General features: G+C 59.3%; 13 protein-coding genes. 9 read left to right on the plus strand and 4 right to left on the minus strand.

Annotated features, from left to right (window positions below; translation table 11 throughout):
- Positions 1-79 precede the first annotated feature (79 nt).
- Positions 80-868: an MlaA family lipoprotein gene (locus BM110_RS26225; RefSeq protein WP_092247818.1), complete on the minus strand. Its 789-nt coding sequence runs from the start codon at positions 866-868 to the stop codon at positions 80-82.
- Positions 861-2,159 (minus strand): serine/threonine protein kinase, encoded by a 1,299-nt coding sequence (locus BM110_RS26230; protein ID WP_071488466.1) that lies wholly within the window; start codon positions 2,157-2,159, stop codon positions 861-863. Before BM110_RS26230 ends, BM110_RS26225 begins: the two co-directional genes overlap by 8 nt.
- 236 nt (positions 2,160-2,395) lie before the next feature.
- On the opposite strand from BM110_RS26230, the gene BM110_RS26235 reads away from it, so the two are divergent.
- Positions 2,396-2,764: a hypothetical protein gene (locus tag BM110_RS26235; RefSeq protein ID WP_093514424.1), complete on the plus strand. Its 369-nt coding sequence runs from the start codon at positions 2,396-2,398 to the stop codon at positions 2,762-2,764.
- A gap of 81 nt (positions 2,765-2,845) precedes the next feature.
- Here BM110_RS26235 and BM110_RS26240 read toward each other — a convergent pair whose 3' ends face one another.
- Positions 2,846-4,399, minus strand: coding sequence for a glycoside hydrolase family 17 protein (locus BM110_RS26240; protein WP_093514425.1), 1,554 nt, complete (start codon positions 4,397-4,399; stop codon positions 2,846-2,848).
- Between the two features lie 331 nt (positions 4,400-4,730).
- On the opposite strand from BM110_RS26240, the gene BM110_RS26245 reads away from it, so the two are divergent.
- The 3 genes from BM110_RS26245 (at position 4,731) to BM110_RS26255 (ending at position 7,743) form a co-directional block, all read left to right on the plus strand.
- A complete protein-coding gene (locus BM110_RS26245; protein WP_025857941.1) occupies positions 4,731-5,582 on the plus strand; it encodes a glycine betaine ABC transporter substrate-binding protein in 852 nt (283 codons plus the stop codon).
- Positions 5,583-5,776: 194 nt separating this feature from the next.
- Positions 5,777-6,088 carry a DUF485 domain-containing protein gene (locus BM110_RS26250; protein ID WP_016972153.1) on the plus strand — a complete coding sequence of 104 codons (312 nt, stop codon included), beginning with the start codon at positions 5,777-5,779 and terminating at the stop codon, positions 6,086-6,088.
- Positions 6,085-7,743 carry a cation acetate symporter gene (locus BM110_RS26255; RefSeq protein WP_071489586.1) on the plus strand — a complete coding sequence of 553 codons (1,659 nt, stop codon included), beginning with the start codon at positions 6,085-6,087 and terminating at the stop codon, positions 7,741-7,743. Before BM110_RS26250 ends, BM110_RS26255 begins: the two co-directional genes overlap by 4 nt.
- Before the next feature lie 249 nt (positions 7,744-7,992).
- On the opposite strand, the gene gltA is transcribed toward BM110_RS26255, so the two are convergent.
- Positions 7,993-9,282: a citrate synthase gene (gene gltA, locus BM110_RS26260; RefSeq protein ID WP_092247829.1), complete on the minus strand. Its 1,290-nt coding sequence runs from the start codon at positions 9,280-9,282 to the stop codon at positions 7,993-7,995.
- A gap of 365 nt (positions 9,283-9,647) precedes the next feature.
- On the opposite strand from gltA, the gene sdhC reads away from it, so the two are divergent.
- The 5 genes from sdhC (at position 9,648) to BM110_RS26285 (ending at position 15,970) form a co-directional block, all read left to right on the plus strand.
- Positions 9,648-10,022 (plus strand): succinate dehydrogenase, cytochrome b556 subunit, encoded by a 375-nt coding sequence (sdhC, locus tag BM110_RS26265; RefSeq protein ID WP_003172804.1) that lies wholly within the window; start codon positions 9,648-9,650, stop codon positions 10,020-10,022.
- On the plus strand, positions 10,016-10,384 hold the full coding sequence (gene sdhD, locus BM110_RS26270) for a succinate dehydrogenase, hydrophobic membrane anchor protein (protein WP_003172805.1): 369 nt from the start codon (positions 10,016-10,018) through the stop codon (positions 10,382-10,384). The genes sdhC and sdhD overlap by 7 nt, the downstream gene beginning before the upstream one ends.
- Before the next feature lie 3 nt (positions 10,385-10,387).
- A complete protein-coding gene (sdhA, locus tag BM110_RS26275) occupies positions 10,388-12,160 on the plus strand; it encodes a succinate dehydrogenase flavoprotein subunit (protein ID WP_010211741.1) in 1,773 nt (590 codons plus the stop codon).
- Between the two features lie 11 nt (positions 12,161-12,171).
- Positions 12,172-12,876 (plus strand): succinate dehydrogenase iron-sulfur subunit, encoded by a 705-nt coding sequence (locus tag BM110_RS26280; protein WP_003172807.1) that lies wholly within the window; start codon positions 12,172-12,174, stop codon positions 12,874-12,876.
- A gap of 262 nt (positions 12,877-13,138) precedes the next feature.
- The gene (locus tag BM110_RS26285; RefSeq protein ID WP_092247832.1) at positions 13,139-15,970 is read left to right on the plus strand and encodes a 2-oxoglutarate dehydrogenase E1 component; all 2,832 of its coding nucleotides are present in this window, start codon (positions 13,139-13,141) and stop codon (positions 15,968-15,970) included.
- Positions 15,971-15,972 lie beyond the last annotated feature (2 nt).

Raw genomic sequence — 15,972 nt, forward strand, 5'->3', positions numbered from 1 at the left:
ACTGGTTATGTTGAAATTCTTTGGCAATAAAAAAGGGCTCCCCGAATAACCGGGTAGCCCTGTATTTGCTGAATTTATGTTATTCGGCTATTTGTAACTTTCGAGACTCAGTATATATATACCGCACTTTCTCATATTCAAACGGCGAGTTCATCTGCCCGTACCGGAAGCTGGTCTGATAGCGTTTATCCACCGCACGCAACGCCCATATTTCCGGGTGGTTGGAGCTGACTTCCGACACGTTGAGGAAGTTGATCTGGGTTTCCGCGCCGTAGTCGACGATCAGGCCAGTGGTATCGCGCAGGTTGGATGGACCGAAGATCGGCAGCACCAGATACGCCCCGCCAGGCACGCCGTAGAAGCCCAGGGTCTGGCCGAAGTCTTCGCTCTGGCGCGGCAGGCCCATGGCGGTGGCCGGGTCCCACAGGCCGGCAATACCGAGGGTGGTGTTGACCAGCAGGCGCCCGGTGGTTTCCAGGGAGCGGTGGCCCTTGAGTTGCAGCAGGCTGTTCAACAGGTTGGGCACGTCGCCCAGGTTATTGAAGAAGTTGCTGACGCCGGTACGCAGGAAGCTGGGGGTCACATAGGTGTAGCCGTTGACCACCGGCAGGAACACCCATTGGTCGAAGCGGTAGTTGAAGTGGTACACGCGGCGGTTCCACGACTCCAGCGGGTCATACACGTTGAGTGCGGTGAGCGATGAGCGCTCGAACTCCCTCTGGTCCAGGCCTGGGTTGAACTTGAGCTTGCTCAGCGGTTCCTTGAAACCGTCGGCATCCACGTTGACCGGCTCATGGGCCTTGCTGTTGTCGGCATTGGCCACGCCTGCGCACATCAAGGCGGCAAGCAGCAGAAGATATTTAGCCACGGAAGAACTCCAGCATGGCGTCGGCGTTGACGCGGTAATTGAGGTTGCCGCAGTGGCCGCCCAGCGGGTAGACGGTCAAGCGATCGCCGAAGGTTTTACGCAGGAAACCGAGGTCGCCAGGGCCGAGGATCACATCGTCCGCGTTATGCATGACGGCGATTTTCGGGCTGTTGTGCAGGTAGTCCTTGAGGGCGTACAGGCTGACCTGGTCGACCAGTTGCAACAGGCTGCCGCCATCGGAGCGCGCGCGCCACATCGGGATCACTTGTTCGGTGAGGTAGCAATCGAAGTCGCATTGCAGCGCACGCTTGAGGAACGGCGTAAGGCTGGTGCCTTCGGTGATCGGGTACTTCGGCGGGATGATCAGGCCACGGCGGTTGATCAGGTCCGAAGTAAAGGCGATGTCGGCCGCTGAAAAACGGAACGAGGTGCCGATCAGCATGGCCATCTGTTCGTTGGTCAAGTGCTGCTTGGACTGCTGGAAGTCGTACAGCAGGGCGTCGTTGAGGTCGATGTAGCCCTTTTGCTGAAAGTAACGGGTCAGCTTGTTCAGCACCAGCTCATAGAAGGTGGTGGTGTTGTTGATGCCCTTGACCTCGGTCTGTACCAGCTTGTCGAGGTTGGTGATCGAGGTATAGAGGTTGACGGGCGGGTTCAGCAGCAAGACTTTCTTGAAGTTGAAGCTGCGACGGGTCTCGTCGAGCTTGGCCACAAACGCCGCATCCAGGCCGCCCAGGCTGTAGCCGGTGAGGTAGAAGTCGGTGACCGGCAACGAGGCGTTCTGCGCGCGCACGGCTTGCATCACGCGGTACATGTCTTCCGCGTCTTCCTGGGTGATCCCGGGGGTGGCGAAGCGCGAGGCGGCGCTGATGAAGTCGAAGCTGGTGGGCGACGACAGTTGCACCACATGGTAGCCGGCCTGGTAATACAGTTTCTTCAGGTATTCGTTGAGGCTGCTGTCAAACCGCGCGCCAGTACCGGCGATCAGGAAGATCAGCGGCGCCGCTCGGTCCTGCTTGGCGATGCGGTAGGTGAGTTTCTTCACCGCCCAGAAGTTGTCCGGCAGGCTGAACTCGCGCTCGGGGCGCATGTTCAGGGTGTAGTCGGATTGGTTGATCTCGTCATCGCTCGGCAACTTTGGCCGAAGATCGGGCGGTGTGGTGGCGATGGTCGCTTCAAACGGGTTGGTCAAAGGGTAGCCATAGCTGGCCTGGTCAATATCGACGGCCAGTGCTGACGCACTCAGAAATAGGCTGCCCAGCAGGGCAGCACAGCGCAAGGAACGGAGCATGACTTAATCCCTAGGAGGAAACGTGCTTAATGAAGTTCGCAGGCTATGACCACCGCGTCGTCGCCGAAGTGCCAGCACTCGGCACGAAAAGTCGGTAAATAACGTCGGAATCGGGGTAATAGTAGCGAGAAGATACACTTTGCCGCGCTTTGATGAATACTAATTGTGTGTATGCGCCTTGCTAACGGCTGTCGGAGCATTAAGCTGAGCGCCGTTTTTGCCTATCGGAGTGGCCCATGTCCCGTCGTTTACCGTTGATTTTGCTGCTTATTGCCCTGCCACTATGGTTGGCTGCCAGTTACGGTGCGCGCTATGGCTTTATGGAGGACGGCCAGTGGGTGGGCATTTGCGTGGATGAAGCCAGCCGCTGGGAATGCCAATTGCGTTCGAACCTTGGCCTGATGATCCACTTCAAGGTGCTGGGCTGGATCGCGCTGATCACGTCGGTGCTGGCGTTTTTTGTGCCTGGCCGCGTGGGTTGGGGGGTGGCGGTGCTGGGGATGACGTTCGGGTTGCCGGCATTGGCGTTGTATAACACCACGTTTGCGGTGTTTGCGGTGGTTATCGCGGGGTTGCGGTTGGTCAGGAAGCCCCGCATTGCCTGATAGGGCCTCATCGGGGGCAAGCCCCCTCCCACATTGGTAATGCATTCACCTGTGGGAGGAAGCTTGCCCCCGATAGCGGTTTTAGACCTTGCGCACTCGCAAGCAGCGCCACAAGGCTGCCGTCATGAGCAGGCTCACTACCGCCCAACCCCAAGCCTGCTGGTTCAACAACCCTTCACGGTACAACTGCGGCGCAATACCCGCACCGATGATGAAGGCCAGCAAGGCAATCTCCCGGCGCGGTCCGGTCACCGGACGCACCAGGTACACCAGGGCTGGCAACACCAGCGCGGCGCTCGGGAAGCTGCGGTAGCGCGGGTCAAACACCAGCGCCAGCATCATTACCGCCCCCGCAAAACCGGCAGTCGCCACCAGCCAGCCAGCGCGCTGCTCCAGCCAGTTGAATGCGCGTGCGCGCCAATCTTGCCGTGCGCTCAAGGCCAGGGCGGCATGAGCCAGCACCAGCAGGTTCAACACCACCAGCAAGCCTGCCCACACCCATTCATCGTTGAACCGCGCGGTGACGCGGGTCAGCTCGGCCCAGGTGCCGATGGAGCAGGCTGCCACGGCGCCCAGCAACGGCAGGGCGATCGCGGTGCGCGTGCTGTGCACACGGCCACCCAGAACCAGGGTGCCCAGCAGGATGATCCCGCCCACGCCGAGCCACAGCGGCCAGTACGGCACATTGGTCACGGGCCCCGCGAGGATGCCCTTGTCCTGCCGATTGGCATCGAACAGGCCCCAATAACCACCGACGGCACCTTCACTCGCACGCTTCCACGGCTGGTCAAAGGCCTCGATCAGGTTGTAGCGCCAGCCATTCGCCTCGGCCATGGCCACGAAACCCCGCATGAACCTGGCTTCGTTGACCCGGCTCGGCACGGCGGTTTCGCGCTGGCGACCTTCGCTGGGCCAGCCGGTTTCACCGATCAGGATGTCCTTGGGCGCGAATTTGTTGCCGAACGTCTGGCGCACATCGCCCACGTGCTTGAGCGCCTGGTCGATGCCGGAAGGGTCATCTTCCCAGTACGGCAGCAGGTGGATGGTCAGGAAGTCCACCGCCGGCGCGATTTCCGGGTGTTGCAGCCAGAATTCCCACACATCCGCATAGGTCACCGGCTGCTTGATCCGGCTTTTCACGGTCTGGATCAGCGTCACCAGCTGTTTGGCGGTGACTTCTTTACGCAGCAGCGCTTCGTTGCCGACGATCACCGAGGTCACTACGTCAGGGTTGGCGTTTGCTGCGGCGATCAACTCTTCGATTTCTTTCTCGGTCGCCACCGGGTCACTGCTGACCCAGGCGCCGGCCATCACCTTCAGTCCATGCTTGCGTGCCATCTCCGGCAAGGCTTCCAGGCCGGTCATGGAGTAGGTGCGAATGCATTCGAAGCGGGTAGCCAGCAGGGCCAGGTCGGCGTCCATGCGTTCCGGGCGCAGTGTGAAGGGCTGGTCAAACGGGGATTGGTCTTTATCGAACGGCGTGTAGGACGCGCACTGCATCTTGTGCGTGGCGCTGGCGACATCGGGCAGCACTACGGGGCGGCCGAGGCCATACCAGTAGCCGATCAGGGCCAGTAGGCCGAGGAGCAGGGCGCAGAAATAGGGCAGGGCAGGGAAGCGGGCAGTCGCGGGCATGGTCGGCTTATCTGGAGAGCAAAGGCGCGCATCTTACCCGGATTTGGGCCGTCCCAGTGGGGCCGCATAATTTTGACATGCAAAGTTCGGGCGGGATTTTGGCGTCAAGTCCTACAAAATGCCCTGCTGGCTATGTGATGTCGTTTCTTGCTTGTATGAGGTCGCTGACAGAGCAGGTCGAAGGGCGCGGCAGGTTGATGATCGAACTGTCAGCACTCCACTGATGCCGCAGACACCGGATCGATGCGCGTGACGGGGGCGCGGTGCACCACATAACAACAGGTTGACGTCGCTCGGCATCCGTCGGGCGCAGCACTTTCGGGGAAGTACGATGAAGATGCGACGACTCTTGGGCGCAGCTGCCACTCTGGTAGTTGCGATGAGCTCCACACTGGCCAGCGCCGACAGCAAAACCCTGAGCATCGGCTATGTGGACGGCTGGTCCGACAGCGTTGCCACCACGCACGTGGCGGCAGAGGTGATCAAGGCCAAGCTCGGTTATGACGTGAAACTGCAAGCGGTAGCCACCGGGATCATGTGGCAGGGCGTGGCCACCGGCAAGCTCGACGCCATGCTGTCCGCCTGGTTGCCGGTGACCCACGGTGAGTATTGGGCCAAGAACAAGGACAAGGTGGTCGACTACGGCCCCAACTTCAAGGATGCCAAGATCGGCCTGATCGTGCCGGAGTACGTCAAGGCCAAGTCCATCGAAGACCTCAAGACCGACACCACCTTCAAGAACAAGATCGTCGGTATCGACGCCGGCTCGGGCGTGATGCTCAAGACCGACGAAGCCATCAAGCAGTACGGCCTCGACTACAAACTGCAAGCCAGCTCGGGTGCGGCGATGATCGCCGAGCTGACCCGCGCCGAAGACAAACAGGAATCCATTGCGGTCACCGGTTGGGTGCCACACTGGATGTTCGCCAAGTGGAAACTGCGTTTCCTGGACGATCCAAAAGGGATTTATGGTGCTGCTGAAACCGTCAACAGCATCGGCAGCAAGGGCCTGGAGAAGAAAGCGCCGGAAGTCGCGGCCTTCCTGAAGAAATTCCAGTGGGCCTCCAAGGACGAAATCGGCGAAGTCATGCTGGCTATCCAGGAAGGCGCCAAGCCTGATGCAGCGGCCAAGGATTGGGTCGCCAAGCACCCTGAGCGCGTAGCCGAGTGGACCGGTAAGTAACAGCCCCTGATATGCCCTTGTGGGAGGGGGCAAGCCCCCTCCCACATTAATTTTGCCTCCCGCAAATCTCCCTGCGCCCCCGCAAACCCTCGCTACACTCGATCTAAGACTAAGGTCGTCTGGAACCTCTACGGCAGCCGCATACAGTGGATACGTTCCAATAATAAAAAAGCTGTGCTGCGAGGATAAAAACAATGAACGACAGCATTTACCTCTCGATTCAAAACAGCCCGCGTTTCAAGGAGCTGGTGAGAAAAAGGGAAAGGTTCGCCTGGATTCTCTCGGCGATCATGCTAGGGCTTTACTCCGCTTTCATCCTGTTGATCGCCTACGGGCCACAAGTGCTGGGGGCCAAGCTCAGCCCTGGTTCGTCGATTACCTGGGGCATTCCCCTGGGCGTCGGGCTGATTGTGTCCGCCTTCATCCTGACCGGCATCTACGTGCGCCGGGCCAATGGCGAGTTTGACGACCTGAACAATGCGATTCTCAAGGAGGCTGCGCAATGATCCGTCGTCTACTGGCAATATTCGGCGCTTCGCTCTTTGCTCCGGCCGTCTGGGCGGCAGACGCATTGACCGGTGAAGTGCACAAGCAACCCCTGAACATATCGGCCATCGTGATGTTTATCGCGTTTGTCGGTGCGACCCTGTGCATCACCTACTGGGCTTCCAAGCGCAACAAGTCGGCAGCCGACTACTATGCGGCCGGCGGCAAGATCACCGGTTTCCAGAACGGCCTGGCCATTGCCGGCGACTACATGTCGGCGGCGTCCTTCCTGGGGATTTCCGCACTGGTCTACACCTCCGGCTATGACGGTCTGATCTACTCGATCGGCTTCCTGGTGGGCTGGCCGATCATTCTGTTCCTGATCGCCGAGCGCCTGCGTAACCTGGGCAAGTACACCTTTGCCGACGTGGCGTCCTATCGCCTGGGCCAGACCCAGATCCGCAGCCTCTCGGCCTGTGGCTCGCTGGTGGTGGTGGCGTTCTACCTGATCGCGCAGATGGTGGGCGCGGGCAAGTTGATCCAGCTGCTGTTCGGCTTGGACTATCATGTAGCGGTGATCCTGGTGGGGATCCTGATGTGCATGTACGTGCTGTTCGGCGGCATGCTGGCGACCACCTGGGTGCAGATCATCAAGGCGGTGCTGTTGCTGTCCGGTGCCTCGTTCATGGCGCTGATGGTGATGAAGCACGTCAACTTCGACTTCAATATGTTGTTCTCCGAGGCGATCAAGGTTCACCCTAAAGGTGAAGCGATCATGAGCCCTGGCGGCCTGGTGAAAGACCCGATCTCGGCATTCTCCCTGGGCCTGGCACTGATGTTCGGTACCGCCGGCCTGCCGCACATCCTGATGCGTTTCTTCACCGTGAGCGACGCCAAGGAAGCGCGCAAGAGCGTGCTGTATGCAACTGGCTTTATCGGCTACTTCTACATCCTGACCTTCATCATCGGTTTCGGCGCGATCCTGCTGGTGAGCACCAACCCGGCGTTCAAGGATGCGGCTGGTGCCTTGCTTGGCGGCAACAACATGGCGGCGGTGCACCTGGCCAACGCGGTGGGCGGCAGTATCTTCCTGGGCTTCATCTCGGCCGTGGCCTTTGCCACCATCCTTGCGGTGGTTGCAGGCCTGACCCTGGCCGGTGCGTCGGCGGTGTCCCATGACCTGTACGCCAGTGTGATCAAGAAAGGCAAGGCCAACGACAAGGATGAGATTCGCGTCTCGAAGATCACCACCATCGCGTTGGGCGTATTGGCGATCGGCCTGGGTATCCTGTTCGAAAGCCAGAACATCGCGTTCATGGTCGGCCTGGCGTTCTCCATTGCCGCCAGCTGTAACTTCCCGGTGTTGCTGCTTTCCATGTACTGGAAAAACCTCACCACCCGTGGCGCGATGATCGGCGGCTGGCTGGGCCTGGTCAGTGCGGTTGGTCTGATGATCCTTGGCCCGACCATCTGGGTCTCGATCCTGCACCACGAAAAAGCCATCTTCCCTTACGAATACCCGGCGCTGTTCTCGATGATCATTGCGTTCGTCGGCATCTGGTTCTTCTCCATCACCGACAAGTCGGCGGCGGCAGAGAAAGAGCGTGCGCTGTACTTCCCGCAGTTTGTGCGTTCGCAGACTGGACTGGGGGCGAGTGGGGCGGTGAATCACTAAGGTTGTAGCCCGATAAGGAAATGCCCCGGTCGAAAGGCCGGGGCATTTTTTTACCTGGTGTTCTGCGTTATGGGTACCCGCGTCATCGGGGGGCGAGCCCCCTCCCACATTTGACTGTATTCACAAATAGACATGTGTAAACCGAGCCCAGTGTGGGAGGGGGCTTGCCCCCGATAGCGGTCGCCCAGTCGGCACAAACAAAAACGGCCTCCACTAGGGGAGGCCGTCTTCGGTGCAACTCAGCGATGCTTACTTGCGATCTTCCAACTGGGTGATGTCACGCGACTTGTAGCCCCTGTACAGCTGGCGCGGACGGCCAATCTTGTACGGGCTGGAGAGCATTTCTTTCCAGTGGGAGATCCAGCCCACGGTCCGCGCCAGGGCGAAGATCACGGTGAACATGCTGGTTGGAATGCCGATCGCCTTGAGGATGATCCCCGAGTAGAAGTCGACGTTCGGGTACAGCGAGCGTTCGATGAAGTACGGGTCGGTCAGGGCGATCTCTTCCAGGCGTATGGCCAGTTCGAGTTGCGGGTCGTTCTTGATGCCCAGCTCCTTCAACACTTCGTCGCAGGTCTGCTTCATCACGGTGGCGCGCGGGTCGCGGTTCTTGTAGACCCGGTGACCGAAGCCCATCAGCTTGTACGGATCGTTCTTGTCCTTGGCTTTTGCGATGAACTTGTCGATGTTGGACACATCGCCGATTTCATCGAGCATGGTCAATACCGCTTCGTTCGCACCGCCGTGGGCAGGGCCCCACAGTGCGGCGATACCGGCGGCGATACAGGCGAACGGGTTGGCACCCGAAGAACCGGCCAGGCGTACGGTGGAGGTAGAGGCGTTCTGCTCGTGGTCGGCGTGGAGGATGAAGATCCGGTCCATGGCCTTGGCCAGCGTCGGGCTGATCGGTTTGATCTCGCACGGCGTGTTGAACATCATGTGCAGGAAGTTTTCCGCGTACGTCAGGTCGTTGCGCGGATACATCATGGGTTGGCCCATGGAGTACTTGTAGACCATGGCGGCCAGGGTCGGCATCTTGGCAACCAGGCGGATCGCGGAGATTTCGCGATGCTGCGGGTTATTGATGTCGAGGGAGTCGTGATAGAAGGCCGACAGGGCGCCGACCACACCGCACATGACGGCCATCGGGTGGGCGTCGCGACGGAAGCCGTTGAAGAAGGTCTTCAACTGCTCGTGAACCATGGTGTGGTTCTTCACGGTGCTGACGAACTGGGCTTTCTGCTCGGCTGTTGGCAGTTCGCCATTTAGCAGCAGGTAGCAGGTTTCCAGGTAGTCCGATTTCTCGGCCAGTTGCTCGATCGGGTAGCCGCGGTGCAGCAAAATGCCATTGTCGCCATCGATATAGGTGATCTTCGACTCGCAAGAGGCGGTCGACATGAAGCCTGGGTCGAATGTGAAACGGCCCGTGGCCGTCAGGTTCCGTACGTCGATAACATCGGGACCAACGGTGCCGGTTAAAATGGGCAGCTCGACGGGGGCTGCGCCCTCGATGATCAACTGCGCTTTTTTGTCAGCCATGTGGCCTCCTATTTATGCTTCAAATCATCAGACAGACCCCCCACGCAGGGCCCGCACCACTATATTGATATAAATCCAGATGTCAATTTGCCTAAAGTCTTGCACCAGAAGGCTTTAACCGTACTTTTTCCTCGAAATTGCCTGCCATTTACGCCTTTTATTCCCCCAGCGCAATCCGCTATTAGGGTGAGGAGTGCGCGTTGTCATTAGTAACCTAACTGTCTATACTCGGCCACCGACCGCCAAGGGCTTTTGGGCTTGCTTTCATTGGGGGTCGCACTCCCTGGGTGGTGCTTACCTGACCAGTCGCACTCCCCAACAACTTTGCCCTGATTGTTAGGGGCTCTTCAGTGTGAAAAAAAGCCGTGAATAGCCAACGACCTGTAAACCTAGACCTAAGGACCATCAAACTCCCCATCACCGGCGTTACGTCGTTCCTGCACCGTGTTTCCGGCATCATCCTGTTCCTGGGCTTGGGCATCATGCTTTATGCATTGAGCAAATCCCTGGGTTCCGAGGAAGGATACGCCGAGGTGAAGGCATGCTTGACCAGCCCGCTGGCCAAGTTCGTAGCATGGGGCCTCCTGTCCGCTCTGCTGTATCACCTGGTAGCCGGTGTGCGCCACTTGATCATGGACATGGGCATCGGTGAGACGCTGGAAGGCGGCCGCCTGGGCTCGAAAATCATCATCGCCATTTCCGTGGTGCTGATCGTTCTGGCAGGAGTTTGGATATGGTAACCAGCGTTACGAATCTGTCGCGTTCGGGCCTCTATGACTGGATGGCACAGCGTGTGTCTGCGGTCGTTCTCGCGGCTTATTTCATTTTCCTGATCGGATACCTCGTCGCAAATCCGGGCATTGGCTATGAGCAATGGCACGGCCTGTTTTCCCACAATGCGATGCGAATCTTCAGTCTGCTGGCCCTTGTTGCCCTGGGCGCACACGCCTGGGTAGGCATGTGGACCATCGCGACCGACTACCTGACGCCGATGGCGCTGGGCAAGTCCGCGACTGCAGTACGTTTCCTCTTCCAGGCAGTCTGCGGCGTCGCGATGTTCGCTTACTTCGTCTGGGGTGTGCAGATTCTTTGGGGTATCTGATTCATGGCTAACATTCCAACTATTTCATTCGACGCCATCATTATTGGTGGCGGCGGCGCTGGCATGCGCGCTGCGCTGCAGCTGGCCCAGGGCGGTCACAAGACTGCCGTGATCACCAAGGTGTTCCCGACCCGTTCCCACACTGTATCGGCCCAGGGTGGCATCACCTGCGCCATCGCCTCCGCCGACCCGAACGATGACTGGCGCTGGCACATGTACGATACCGTCAAGGGTTCCGACTACATCGGTGACCAGGACGCGATCGAATACATGTGTCAGGAAGGCCCGGCTGCAGTGTTCGAGCTGGACCACATGGGTCTGCCGTTCTCCCGTACCGAGCAAGGCCGTATCTATCAGCGTCCGTTCGGCGGCCAGTCGAAGGATTACGGCAAAGGCGGGCAGGCTGCCCGTACCTGCGCCGCGTCCGACCGTACCGGTCACGCGCTGCTGCACACCCTTTACCAGGGCAACCTGAAAGCCGGTACCACGTTCCTGAACGAGTACTACGCCGTTGATCTGGTCAAGAACGCACAAGGCGAGTTCGTCGGTGTGATCGCGATCTGCATCGAAACCGGTGAAACCACCTACATCCGCGCCAAGGCTACCGTGCTGGCGACCGGCGGTGCAGGTCGTATCTACGCGTCCACCACCAATGCCCTGATCAACACCGGTGACGGCGTCGGCATGGCACTGCGTGCGGGCGTGCCGGTACAAGACATCGAAATGTGGCAGTTCCACCCGACCGGTATCGCCGGCGCCGGCGTACTGGTGACCGAAGGTTGCCGTGGTGAAGGTGGCTACCTGATCAACAAGCACGGCGAGCGTTTCATGGAGCGTTATGCGCCGAACGCGAAAGACCTTGCTGGTCGTGACGTTGTGGCCCGTTCGATGGTTAAAGAGATCATCGCCGGCAACGGCTGTGGCCCGAATGGCGACCACGTACTGCTGAAACTCGATCACCTGGGCGAAGAAGTACTGCACAGCCGCCTGCCAGGTATCTGCGAGCTGTCCAAGACCTTTGCTCACGTTGACCCGGTGGTTGCTCCGGTTCCGGTTGTCCCGACTTGCCACTATATGATGGGCGGCGTGCCGACCAACATCCATGGCCAGGCGATCACCCAGAATGCCGAAGGCGAGGACGAGATCATCCACGGTCTGTTCGCCGTAGGCGAAGTGGCGTGCGTATCGGTTCACGGTGCCAACCGCCTGGGTGGCAACTCGCTGCTCGACCTGGTGGTCTTCGGCCGTGCTGCCGGCCTGCACCTGGAAAAAGCGCTGACCGACGGCATCGAATACGATGACGCGACCGACGCCAACATCGAGGCTGCCCTGGCACGCCTGAACGCTCTGAACGAGCGTACCGATGGCGAAGACGTGGCAACCCTGCGTCGCGAGCTGCAAAGCTGCATGCAGAACTACTTCGGTGTGTTCCGTACCGGCGAATACATGCAGAAGGGTATTGCCCAGCTGGCCGATCTGCGCAAGCGCATCGCCAACGTCAAGATCAACGATAAGAGCCAGGCGTTCAACACTGCTCGTATCGAAGCCCTTGAACTGCAGAACCTGCTGGAAGTGGCCGAAGCGACTGCCATCGCTGCCGAGGTTCGCAAGGAATCCCGTGGTGCCCACGCCCGTGAAGACTTTGAAGATCGCGACGACGAAAACTGGTTGTGCCACACCCTGTACTTCCCGGGTGACAAGCGCGTAACCAAGCGTGCCGTGAACTTCTCGCCGAAGACGGTTCCGACGTTTGAACCGAAGATTCGGACTTACTAAGGGTGGCTGCCATGTTGAAAGTCAGTGTTTATCGCTACAACCCTGATCAGGACGCTGCGCCGTTCATGCAGGAATTCCAGGTCGATACCGGTGGTAAAGACCTGATGGTGCTGGATGTACTGGCACTGATCAAAGAGCAGGACGAAGGTTTCTCCTATCGTCGCTCTTGCCGTGAAGGTGTATGCGGTTCCGACGGCATGAACATCAACGGCAAAAACGGCCTGGCGTGTATCACGCCGCTGTCCGCCGTGGTCAAAGGCAACAAGCTGATCGTTCGTCCTCTGCCAGGTTTGCCGGTTATCCGTGACCTGGTCGTTGATATGAGCATCTTCTACAAGCAATACGAGAAAGTTAAGCCGTTCCTGCAGAACGACACGCCGGCTCCGGCCATCGAGCGTCTGCAGTCCCCGGAAGAGCGCGAGAAGCTCGACGGTCTGTACGAGTGCATCCTGTGCGCTTGCTGCTCGACGTCGTGCCCGTCCTTCTGGTGGAACCCGGACAAGTTCCTGGGCCCAGCTGCCCTGCTGCAAGCGTACCGCTTCCTGGCAGACAGCCGTGACACCAAGACGTCCGAGCGTCTGGCTTCGCTGGATGACCCGTTCAGCGTATTCCGCTGCCGCGGGATCATGAACTGCGTCAACGTATGTCCCAAAGGCCTGAACCCGACTAAGGCCATTGGTCACATCCGTAACATGCTGCTGCAGAGCGGCGTGTAACTGACGTTGTAGTAAAAGCAGGACCGTTGTGCCCGTAAATGCTACGGCGCAGGCTTCAACCGGCGCCGTAGTTTTAACTTGAGCAGCGACTTACAAAGCCGCGGCTCTTATTTTGAAGAAATGAGACAAGCAGGGGCATTCGGGTTGGTACCCGAACTATCAGCGTGATCCTAAGTGGCTTGTTTTGGTCGCTGCACTTGGCCTTTTGCAAGCAAACTCGGTGTTTTCGCCGGTGGTGTCCCCAAATCGAGGGTGACCAAGCATGCAAGAAAGCGTGATGCAGCGCATGTGGAACAGCGGCTATCTTTCAGGTGGTAACGCTGCCTATGTGGAAGAGCTTTATGAGCTCTACCTGCACGACCCTAACGCTGTGCCAGAAGAATGGCGCACCAAATTTCAGACGTTGTCTTCAGACGGCAACGCTGCCACCGATGTATCGCACGCAACAATTCGCGATCAGTTTGTGCTGCTGGCAAAGAACCAGCGCCGCGCCCAACCGGTTTCCGCCGGCAGCGTGAGCAGTGAGCACGAGAAGAAGCAAGTTGAAGTATTGCGACTGATCCAGGCCTACCGGATGCGCGGCCACCAGGCGGCCCAGCTTGACCCGCTGGGGCTCTGGCAGCGTCCTGCACCTGCAGACCTGTCGATCAATCATTACGGCTTGACCAATGCCGATCTTGATACGACCTTCCGTGCCGGCGACCTGTTCATCGGCAAAGAGGAAGCGAGCCTACGCGAAATTCACGAAGCGTTGCAGCAGACATATTGCCGCACCATCGGCGCTGAGTTCACGCACATCACCGATTCCGAGCAACGCCAATGGTTCCAGCATCGCCTGGAAGGTGTGCGTGGCCGTCCGGTGCTGTCCGCCGATGTACGCAGCCACCTGCTCGAGCGCGTCACCGCTGCCGAAGGCCTGGAAAAATACCTGGGTACCAAATACCCGGGCACCAAGCGTTTCGGCCTCGAAGGCGGCGAAAGCCTGATCCCGATGCTCGACGAGCTGATCCAGCGTTCCGGTTCCTACGGCACCAAGGAAATCGTGATCGGCATGGCCCACCGTGGTCGCCTGAACGTGTTGGTCAACACCTTCGGCAAGAACCCGCGTGAGCTGTTCGACGAGTTCGAAGGCAAGAAGAAGGTCGAGCTGGGCTCCGGTGACGTTAAATACCACCAAGGGTTCTCGTCCAACGTGATGACCACCGGCGGTGAAGTTCACCTGGCCATGGCCTTCAACCCATCCCACCTGGAAATCGTTTCTCCAGTGGTTGAGGGGTCGGTGCGTGCCCGCCAGGATCGTCGCAACGACACCACGGGTGAAAAGGTCCTGCCGATTTCCATCCACGGTGACGCGGCATTCGCCGGTCAAGGCGTGGTCCTGGAAACCTTCCAGATGTCGCAGACCCGCGGCTTCAAGACCGGCGGTACCGTTCACATCGTCATCAACAACCAGGTTGGCTTTACCATCAGCAACCCGCTGGATGCGCGCTCCACCGAGTACGCCACCGACGTTGCCAAGATGATCCAGGCGCCGATCCTCCATGTGAATGGGGATGATCCGGAAGCCGTGCTGTTCGTGACCCAACTGGCTGTCGACTACCGCATGCAGTTCAAGCGTGACGTGGTGATCGACCTGGTTTGCTACCGCCGTCGCGGTCACAACGAAGCCGACGAACCAAGCGGCACCCAGCCGCTGATGTACCAGCAGATCACCAAGCAGCGCACCACTCGTGAACTGTACGCCGAGAGCCTGACCAAGGCCGGTGTGGTTGACGATGCGCGTGTTCAGGCGAAAGTCGACGAATACCGCAACGCGCTGGACAACGGCCTGCATGTAGTGAAGAGCCTGGTCAAAGAGCCGAACAAAGAGCTGTTCGTTGACTGGCGTCCATACCTGGGCCACGCCTGGACGGCGCGTCACGACACCTCGTTCGACCTGAAGACCTTGCAGGAACTGTCCGCCAAGCTGCTGGAAATCCCGGAAGGCTTCGTGGTGCAGCGCCAGGTTGCGAAGATCTACGAAGACCGTCAGAAGATGCAAGCCGGCGGCCTGCCGATCAACTGGGGTTACGCCGAAACCATGGCGTACGCGACCCTGGCGTTCGAAGGTCACCCGATCCGCATGACCGGCCAGGACATCGGCCGTGGTACGTTCTCGCACCGTCACGCGGTCCTGCACAACCAGAAAGACGCCAGTACCTACGTTCCGTTGAAGCACCTGTACGAAGGCCAGCCACGTTTCGACCTGTACGACTCGTTCCTGTCCGAAGAAGCCGTGCTGGCGTTCGAATACGGTTACTCGACCACCACGCCGAACGCGCTGGTGATCTGGGAAGCCCAGTTCGGTGACTTCGCCAACGGTGCCCAAGTGGTTATCGACCAGTTCATCACCAGCGGCGAGCACAAGTGGGGTCGCCTGTGCGGTCTGACCATGCTGCTGCCACACGGTTATGAAGGCCAGGGTCCTGAGCACTCCTCGGCCCGTCTGGAGCGTTACCTGCAGCTGTGCGCCGAGCACAACATCCAGGTGTGCGTGCCGACGACCCCGGCCCAGATCTACCACTTGCTGCGGCGCCAGGTGATCCGCCCGCTGCGCAAGCCGCTGGTAGTACTGACACCGAAGTCGCTGCTGCGTCATAAACTGGCCATCTCGACCCTGGAAGATCTGGCGGATGGTTCGTTCCAGACCGTTATTCCAGAAATCGACGCGCTGGATGCGGCCAAGGTGACTCGCCTGGTCCTGTGCAGCGGCAAGGTCTACTACGACCTGCTGGAAAAACGTCGTGCCGAAGGCCGCGAAGACATCGCCATCGTGCGTATCGAGCAGCTTTACCCGTTCCCGGAAGACGACCTGATGGAGGCCATCGCGCCTTACACCAACCTCACTAACGTAGTGTGGTGCCAGGAAGAACCGATGAACCAGGGCGCGTGGTACAGCAGCCAGCATCACCTGCGTCGCAGCATCGGCAACCACAACAAGGCCCTGGGCCTGGAATATGCCGGCCGTGATGCTTCCGCTGCACCTGCGTGTGGTTATGCGTCGATGCACGCCGAGCAGCAGGAAAAACTGCTGCAAGATGCTTTCACTGTTTAACG

This window comes from Pseudomonas sp. NFPP28, from assembly GCF_900115535.1.
GTDB classification, from domain to species: Bacteria; Pseudomonadota; Gammaproteobacteria; order Pseudomonadales; family Pseudomonadaceae; genus Aquipseudomonas; species Aquipseudomonas extremorientalis.